Here is a 6,206-nt window from a genome sequence, read left to right on the forward strand (position 1 = left end):
CGCGACTCCTTACAGCACTTCAGGTGCCAACGAAACGATCTTCATGAATCGTTCGCTACGCAACTCGCGCGTGACAGGCCCGAAAATACGGGTGCCAATAGGTTCGAGCTTGGCATTCAACAGCACTGCAGCATTGCCGTCGAACTTGATCAGCGAGCCGTCCTGACGGCGCACGCCCTTGGCGGTGCGAACCACCACGGCGTTATAAATTTCGCCTTTCTTCACGCGCCCGCGCGGCGTTGCTTCTTTGACGGTCACCTTGATGATGTCGCCAATGCTGGCATAACGACGCTTCGAGCCGCCGAGCACCTTGATGCACATGACTTCACGCGCACCCGTGTTGTCGGCCACTTCAAGCCGAGTTTCGGTCTGGATCATGGTTTATCTTTCCCAACTTAATCCGGTCACACCACCATGGCGTACCCGGTCAGTCTTGGTCCCGTCAGCCAATCGGCTGCTTGGGTTAGAACAGCAGCGACGGCAAACGAAACCCGCCATCGCAATCCGGTGAATCCTTCGGGACAGACTGGCGCCTGAACCGCTTCCCCCACCAACTTCGCCCGCGACGGGGCTCCCATAAAGAGGGAAGACCGAGATTATAACAAATAATCTCGGTCTTGCAAGCGAAATCTACTGCGATTTCAACTACTTCTACAGCTATGCGGCGTCAGATGACGCGAGCAGCCTCGACCAGGCGAGCCACAACCCAAGCCTTCGTCTTCGAAATCGGACGAGTTTCCTGGATTTCAACGAGGTCACCCTCGTTGTACGTGTTCGCGTCGTCGTGCGCGTGGTACTTCTTCGAGCGCACAACGTACTTGCCGTAGATCGGGTGCTTCACGCGGTGCTCAACCAGCACGGTGACCGTCTTGTCCATCTTGTTGCTGACGACCTTGCCGACCAGCGTCCGCTTGAGCGAGGTTTTTACGCTATCGTTCATTTCTGGTTCGCCTTCTCAGTCAGGACGGTCCGCACACGTGCGATGTCGCGACGAACCTTCTTCAGCTGGCTCGTGTTCGTGAGCTGCTGGGTCGCGAGTTGCATGCGCAGGCCGAATTGCGCCTTCAACAGGTCCGACAGCTCCTTGTTGAGCGCGGCCTGATCTTTCTGGTGAAGTTCGGAAGCCTTCATCATTTGCTCCTTAGGCGCCGAGCTGACGCACGATAAACGTCGTCTTCAGCGGCAGCTTAGCTGCAGCCAGACGGAACGCTTCGCGTGCCAGCTCTTCGGTTACGCCGTCCATTTCGTACAGCATCTTGCCCGGTTGAATCTCTGCGACGTAGTACTCAGGGTTACCTTTACCGTTACCCATACGTACTTCAGCCGGCTTGTGCGAGATCGGCTTGTCCGGGAAGATGCGGATCCAGATGCGGCCACCACGCTTGATGTGACGCGTCATTGCACGACGTGCCGCTTCAATCTGGCGCGCGGTCAGACGACCACGACCGATAGCCTTCAGGCCGAACTCACCGAACGACACCGCGTTACCGCGGGTAGCGACACCGGTGTTACGACCCTTCTGCTCTTTGCGATACTTTCTGCGTTTCGGTTGCAGCATCGTTATTCTCCAGTCTTCCCGTCGCCGCCGGCACCGCCAGCACGACGAGGAGCGCCACGGCGTGCACCTGCCGGGCCACCACCTTCACCATCGCGACGCGGACGGCGATCGCCACCCGGACGTGCGTTGCGGCGCGGACGCTTTTCTTCGGCGACTTCTTCAACCACCGGTGCGTCGTTGCGGCCGAGCGTGTCGCCCTTGTAGACCCACACCTTCACGCCGATGATGCCGTACGTCGTCTTCGCTTCCGAAGTTGCGTAGTCGATATCAGCACGCAGCGTATGAAGCGGCACGCGACCTTCGCGATACCATTCCGTACGAGCGATTTCGATACCGTTCAGACGGCCAGCGCTCATGATCTTGATGCCTTGGGCACCCAGACGCATCGCGTTTTGCATCGCACGCTTCATCGCGCGGCGGAACATGATCCGGCGCTCGAGCTGTTGCGTGATCGAATCCGCGATCAGTTGCGCGTCGGTTTCCGGCTTGCGAATTTCTTCGATGTTGACGTGAACCGGAACGCCCATGCGCTTTTGCAGCTCGGACTTCAGCAGTTCAATGTCTTCACCCTTCTTACCGATCACGACACCCGGACGCGAGCTGAAAATCGTGATGCGTGCGTTCTTTGCAGGACGCTCGATCACAACGCGACCGACGGACGCGTTCTTCAGCTTCTTCTTCAGGTATTCACGAACACCGATGTCTTCCTGCAACATCGCCGCGAAATTGTTGTTGTTCGCGTACCAACGCGACGCCCAATTGCGGCTGACGGCCAAACGGAAGCCAGTCGGATGAATTTTCTGTCCCATCGTATGACCCCTTAATTCCCGACCGTCACAGTGATGTGACAGGATTGCTTCTCGATGCGGTTACCGCGGCCTTTAGCGCGCGCGGTGAAACGCTTGAGCGACGCAGCCTTGTCGATGTAGATGCTCGTGATCTTGAGCTCATCGATATCGGCGCCTTCGTTATGCTCCGCATTCGCGATCGCCGACAGCACGACCTTTTTCACGATTCCCGCAGCCTTCTTCGGCGAGAACGTCAGAACGTTCAGCGCCTTGTCGACCGGCAAACCGCGGATCTGGTCAGCCACAAGGCGCGTTTTCTGCGCCGAGATGCGGGCACCGCGATGAATTGCTTTCACTTCCATCATGAGCCCCTTATTTCTTAGCCTTCTTGTCGGCTGCATGACCCTTGAACGTACGGGTCAGTGCGAACTCGCCAAGCTTGTGGCCGACCATGTTTTCCGAGATGTACACCGGAACGTGTTGACGGCCGTTGTGAACGGCGATCGTCAGACCGATGAAATCCGGGAGGATCGTCGAGCGACGCGACCAGGTTTTGATCGGCTTCTTATCCCGCGAAGCTGCTGCCGCCTCAACTTTCTTCAGCAAATGGGCGTCGCAGAACGGACCTTTTTTTACAGAACGTGCCATTGCCTACTCCTTAACGCTTGTGACGGCGCTGGACGATCATGCTCGTCGTGCGCTTGTTGCTGCGGGTGCGATAACCCTTAGCAGGCGTGCCCCACGGGCTCACCGGATCGCGACCTGCAGCCGTCTTGCCTTCACCACCACCGTGCGGGTGATCGACCGGGTTCATTGCAACGCCGCGCACCGTCGGGCGGATACCGCGCCAGCGGTTCGCGCCAGCCTTACCGATTTGACGGAGGCTATGCTCTTCGTTGCCAACTTCACCAATCGTCGCGCGGCATTCAACGTGAACGCGGCGGATTTCACCCGAGCGCAGGCGGACCTGTGCGTAGATGCCTTCACGAGCCAGCAGCATCGCCGACGTACCAGCCGAACGCGCCATTTGCGCGCCCTTGCCCGGCAGCATTTCGATGCAGTGGATCGTCGTACCGACCGGAATGTTACGGATCGGCAGCGTGTTGCCTGCGCGGATCGGCGCTTCCGAACCCGACATCAGTTGCTGGCCGACGGTGACACCCTTCGGAGCGATGATGTAGCGGCGCTCGCCGTCTGCGTACAGAACCAGCGCGATGTTCGCGCTACGGTTCGGATCGTACTCAAGACGTTCGACCTTTGCCGGAATGCCATCCTTCGTGCGACGGAAGTCGACGACACGATAGTGATGCTTATGGCCGCCACCCTTATGACGCGTGGTGATGTGACCATTGTTGTTACGGCCGGCGGTCGAGGATTGCGCGTCGAGCAGCGGTGCGAACGGCTTGCCCTTGTACAGATCCTTGTTGACCACCTTGACCATCGCGCGGCGGCCCGGCGAAGTCGGCTTAACTTTAACGATTGCCATGATTACTTGGCCTCCGCTTCAAAGTTGATTTCCTGGCCGGGCTTCAGGCAGACGTACGCCTTCTTCACGTCTTTGCGCTTGCCCATGAAACGGCCAAAGCGCTTGGCTTTGCCCTTCGAGACCAGCACGTTGACGGAATTGACTTCCACCTTGAACAGCAGCTCGACTGCAGCTTTCACTTCCTGCTTCGTGGCATCGGGCGCGACTTCGAACACGACTTGCTCGTTCTTGTCGGCCACCAGCGTCGCCTTTTCGGAGATCACCGGCGCGAGCAGGACCTGCATCAAACGATGATCGTTTTTGCGAATCTCGCTCATGACAGCAACTCCTCGATCTGGGCGACCGCAGCCTTCGTGATCAGGATCTTCTTGAAGTAGATCAGCGACAGCGGGTCGGCGTAACGCGGCTCGACAACCGCCACGTGGGCGAGGTTGCGCGACGCGAGGTACAGGTTTTCGTCAACCGTGTCGGTAATCACCAGCACGGAGTCGAGACCCATCGCCTTGAATTTTTCGGCCAGCAGCTTGGTCTTCGGCGCTTCGAGCGTCAGCTCGTCGACCACCGAGATACGGCCTTCGCGGGCCAGCTGCGAGAAGATCGAGCAGAGACCTGCGCGATGCATCTTCTTGTTGACCTTGTGCGAAAAGTTTTCTTCCGGCGAATTCGGGAAGATCCGGCCACCGCCGCGCCACAACGGGCTCGACGACATACCGGCACGGGCGCGGCCCGTACCCTTCTGGCGCCACGGCTTCTTGGTCGTGTGCTTGACTTGCTCACGGTCCTTCTGCGCGCGGTTGCCGCTACGGGCATTCGCTTGATACGCCACCACGACCTGGTGAATCAGGGCTTCGTTGTAATCGCGGCCGAACACGACGTCCGACGCGCTAACGCCTGCACCTTCCTGACCATTGGCATTCAGGAGCTTAAGTTCCATTATTTCGCTCCTTTCACGGCACGCGTCTTCACGGCCGGCGTAACGAATACCTTGCCACCCTTCGCACCCGGAACGGCGCCCTTGACCAGCAACAGGTTGCGGTCAGCGTCGATACGAGCGATTTCGAGGTTTTGCACCGTTACCGTGTCGTCACCCATATGACCGGTCATGCGCTTACCCGGGAAAACACGACCCGGATCCTGCGCCATACCGATCGAACCCGGCACGTTGTGCGAGCGCGAGTTACCGTGCGATGCACGGCCGGATGCGAAGTTGTAACGCTTGATGGTACCGGCGTAGCCCTTACCGATCGACACGCCTTGCACGTCGACCTTCTGGCCCACTTCGAACAGGTCAGGACCGACCACGGCGCCGTTCGACAACTCGGCAGCCTTAGCGGCATCGATCTGGAATTCTTTGAGGATTTCACCGGCTTGAACACCGGCTTTGGCGAGATGACCGGCCAACGGCTTCGTCACACGCGATGCACGGCGCGTACCGAATGCAACCTGCACGGCCGTGTAGCCGTCGGTTTCAACAGTCTTGATCTGCGTCACGCGGTTGTCGGACACGTCCAGCACGGTAACGGGAATCGAATCCCCTTCTGCCGTGAAGATACGGGTCATGCCAACCTTGCGACCTACGAGTCCAAGGCTCATCGTTTTCTCCATTCCCGACTGCGATTGGTCGGGGCTAATTTACAAAATGCCGGTGCCGTTTCGGGCGTGAATTCACGCTGCAGCACACCGACTTTTTTGCGCCAATGCGCGAAAAGCCTTGCATTATAGCGAGGCTTTTCGTTTTCTGCAAGCAATCAAAGACTTAGCGTTACCCGGCGGGCCGGGTGCGGCCCAAGGGCCTTATTGCAGCTTGATTTCGACGTCCACGCCAGCCGGCAGGTCCAGCTTCATCAGTGCGTCAACGGTCTTGTCCGTCGGATCGACGATGTCCATCAGGCGTTGGTGCGTACGGATTTCGAGCTGATCGCGCGACGTCTTGTTGACGTGCGGCGAACGCAGGATGTCGAAGCGTTGAATACGGGTCGGCAGCGGCACCGGACCACGAACGATTGCGCCAGTCCGCTTCGCGGTGTCGACGATCTCAGCAGCCGATTGATCGATCAGGCGATAGTCGAAAGCCTTCAGGCGAATGCGGATTTTCTGGTTCTGCATGACAATTCCTTGGAAAAGAGCGAGGCGGTATTGCACCGCCAGACGATAAAAGAGCGTAGAGCCGGATGCCCGCCGGGAGCGGGCGCCCGGCTCCGGGCACCACTTACTGCAAAAGCTTTACTGCCAAAACGTCAATCCGCGATTTTACTCGAGAATCTTGGCAACGACACCTGCGCCGACGGTACGGCCACCTTCACGGATAGCGAAGCGCAGACCTTCTTCCATCGCGATCGGGTTGATCAGCTTCACCGTGATCGACACGTTGTCG

At 58.6% G+C, this 6,206-nt stretch carries 13 protein-coding genes; all 13 read right to left on the reverse strand.

What is annotated here, in order from left to right:
- Positions 1 to 9: 9 nt before the first annotated feature.
- Positions 10 to 378 carry a 50S ribosomal protein L14 gene (gene rplN, locus P0D87_RS24035; RefSeq protein ID WP_006052212.1) on the reverse strand — a complete coding sequence of 123 codons (369 nt, stop codon included), beginning with the start codon at positions 376 to 378 and terminating at the stop codon, positions 10 to 12.
- A gap of 289 nt (positions 379 to 667) precedes the next feature.
- The gene (gene rpsQ, locus P0D87_RS24040) at positions 668 to 940 is read right to left on the reverse strand and encodes a 30S ribosomal protein S17 (protein WP_007180129.1); all 273 of its coding nucleotides are present in this window, start codon (positions 938 to 940) and stop codon (positions 668 to 670) included.
- Positions 937 to 1,131 carry a 50S ribosomal protein L29 gene (gene rpmC, locus P0D87_RS24045; protein ID WP_007180130.1) on the reverse strand — a complete coding sequence of 65 codons (195 nt, stop codon included), beginning with the start codon at positions 1,129 to 1,131 and terminating at the stop codon, positions 937 to 939. Before rpmC ends, rpsQ begins: the two co-directional genes overlap by 4 nt.
- A gap of 10 nt (positions 1,132 to 1,141) precedes the next feature.
- Entirely contained in the window at positions 1,142 to 1,558 is a 417-nt protein-coding gene (rplP, locus tag P0D87_RS24050; protein ID WP_013340739.1) for a 50S ribosomal protein L16, read from the reverse strand.
- 2 nt (positions 1,559 to 1,560) lie between these two features.
- Positions 1,561 to 2,367, reverse strand: coding sequence for a 30S ribosomal protein S3 (gene rpsC / locus P0D87_RS24055; RefSeq protein ID WP_012434570.1), 807 nt, complete (start codon positions 2,365 to 2,367; stop codon positions 1,561 to 1,563).
- Positions 2,368 to 2,378: 11 nt separating this feature from the next.
- Positions 2,379 to 2,711, reverse strand: coding sequence for a 50S ribosomal protein L22 (gene rplV, locus P0D87_RS24060; protein ID WP_007180133.1), 333 nt, complete (start codon positions 2,709 to 2,711; stop codon positions 2,379 to 2,381).
- A gap of 7 nt (positions 2,712 to 2,718) precedes the next feature.
- Entirely contained in the window at positions 2,719 to 2,994 is a 276-nt protein-coding gene (rpsS, locus tag P0D87_RS24065; RefSeq protein ID WP_004199273.1) for a 30S ribosomal protein S19, read from the reverse strand.
- Positions 2,995 to 3,004: 10 nt separating this feature from the next.
- Positions 3,005 to 3,832: a 50S ribosomal protein L2 gene (gene rplB / locus P0D87_RS24070; RefSeq protein WP_029971246.1), complete on the reverse strand. Its 828-nt coding sequence runs from the start codon at positions 3,830 to 3,832 to the stop codon at positions 3,005 to 3,007.
- 2 nt (positions 3,833 to 3,834) lie between these two features.
- On the reverse strand, positions 3,835 to 4,149 hold the full coding sequence (gene rplW, locus P0D87_RS24075; protein ID WP_007180135.1) for a 50S ribosomal protein L23: 315 nt from the start codon (positions 4,147 to 4,149) through the stop codon (positions 3,835 to 3,837).
- Positions 4,146 to 4,766 (reverse strand): 50S ribosomal protein L4, encoded by a 621-nt coding sequence (rplD, locus tag P0D87_RS24080; RefSeq protein WP_007180136.1) that lies wholly within the window; start codon positions 4,764 to 4,766, stop codon positions 4,146 to 4,148. The genes rplW and rplD overlap by 4 nt, the downstream gene beginning before the upstream one ends.
- Positions 4,766 to 5,425, reverse strand: a complete 660-nt coding sequence (gene rplC / locus P0D87_RS24085; protein ID WP_029971245.1) for a 50S ribosomal protein L3 — start codon at positions 5,423 to 5,425, stop codon at positions 4,766 to 4,768. Before rplC ends, rplD begins: the two co-directional genes overlap by 1 nt.
- A gap of 201 nt (positions 5,426 to 5,626) precedes the next feature.
- The gene (gene rpsJ / locus P0D87_RS24090) at positions 5,627 to 5,938 is read right to left on the reverse strand and encodes a 30S ribosomal protein S10 (protein WP_006998489.1); all 312 of its coding nucleotides are present in this window, start codon (positions 5,936 to 5,938) and stop codon (positions 5,627 to 5,629) included.
- A 144-nt stretch (positions 5,939 to 6,082) separates the two neighbouring features.
- Positions 6,083 to 6,206, reverse strand: a 124-nt coding sequence (locus P0D87_RS24095; protein ID WP_459252722.1) for an EF-Tu C-terminal domain-related protein, incomplete at its 5' end; no start/stop codon positions are given.

Origin of the sequence: Paraburkholderia sp. RL17-368-BIF-A (assembly GCF_046054045.1) — a bacterium.
GTDB classification, from domain to species: Bacteria; Pseudomonadota; Gammaproteobacteria; order Burkholderiales; family Burkholderiaceae; genus Paraburkholderia; species Paraburkholderia graminis.

Bases quoted from the DNA above. Each gene is read 5' to 3' on its own strand.
- rplN (WP_006052212.1), bottom strand. From the start codon at position 378: ATGATCCAGACCGAAACTCGGCTTGAAGTGGCCGACAACACGGGTGCG.
- rpsQ (WP_007180129.1), bottom strand. From the start codon at position 940: ATGAACGATAGCGTAAAAACCTCGCTCAAGCGGACGCTGGTCGGCAAG.
- rpmC (WP_007180130.1), bottom strand. From the start codon at position 1,131: ATGAAGGCTTCCGAACTTCACCAGAAAGATCAGGCCGCGCTCAACAAG.
- rplP (WP_013340739.1), bottom strand. From the start codon at position 1,558: ATGCTGCAACCGAAACGCAGAAAGTATCGCAAAGAGCAGAAGGGTCGT.
- rpsC (WP_012434570.1), bottom strand. From the start codon at position 2,367: ATGGGACAGAAAATTCATCCGACTGGCTTCCGTTTGGCCGTCAGCCGC.
- rplV (WP_007180133.1), bottom strand. From the start codon at position 2,711: ATGATGGAAGTGAAAGCAATTCATCGCGGTGCCCGCATCTCGGCGCAG.
- rpsS (WP_004199273.1), bottom strand. From the start codon at position 2,994: ATGGCACGTTCTGTAAAAAAAGGTCCGTTCTGCGACGCCCATTTGCTG.
- rplB (WP_029971246.1), bottom strand. From the start codon at position 3,832: ATGGCAATCGTTAAAGTTAAGCCGACTTCGCCGGGCCGCCGCGCGATG.
- rplW (WP_007180135.1), bottom strand. From the start codon at position 4,149: ATGAGCGAGATTCGCAAAAACGATCATCGTTTGATGCAGGTCCTGCTC.
- rplD (WP_007180136.1), bottom strand. From the start codon at position 4,766: ATGGAACTTAAGCTCCTGAATGCCAATGGTCAGGAAGGTGCAGGCGTT.
- rplC (WP_029971245.1), bottom strand. From the start codon at position 5,425: ATGAGCCTTGGACTCGTAGGTCGCAAGGTTGGCATGACCCGTATCTTC.
- rpsJ (WP_006998489.1), bottom strand. From the start codon at position 5,938: ATGCAGAACCAGAAAATCCGCATTCGCCTGAAGGCTTTCGACTATCGC.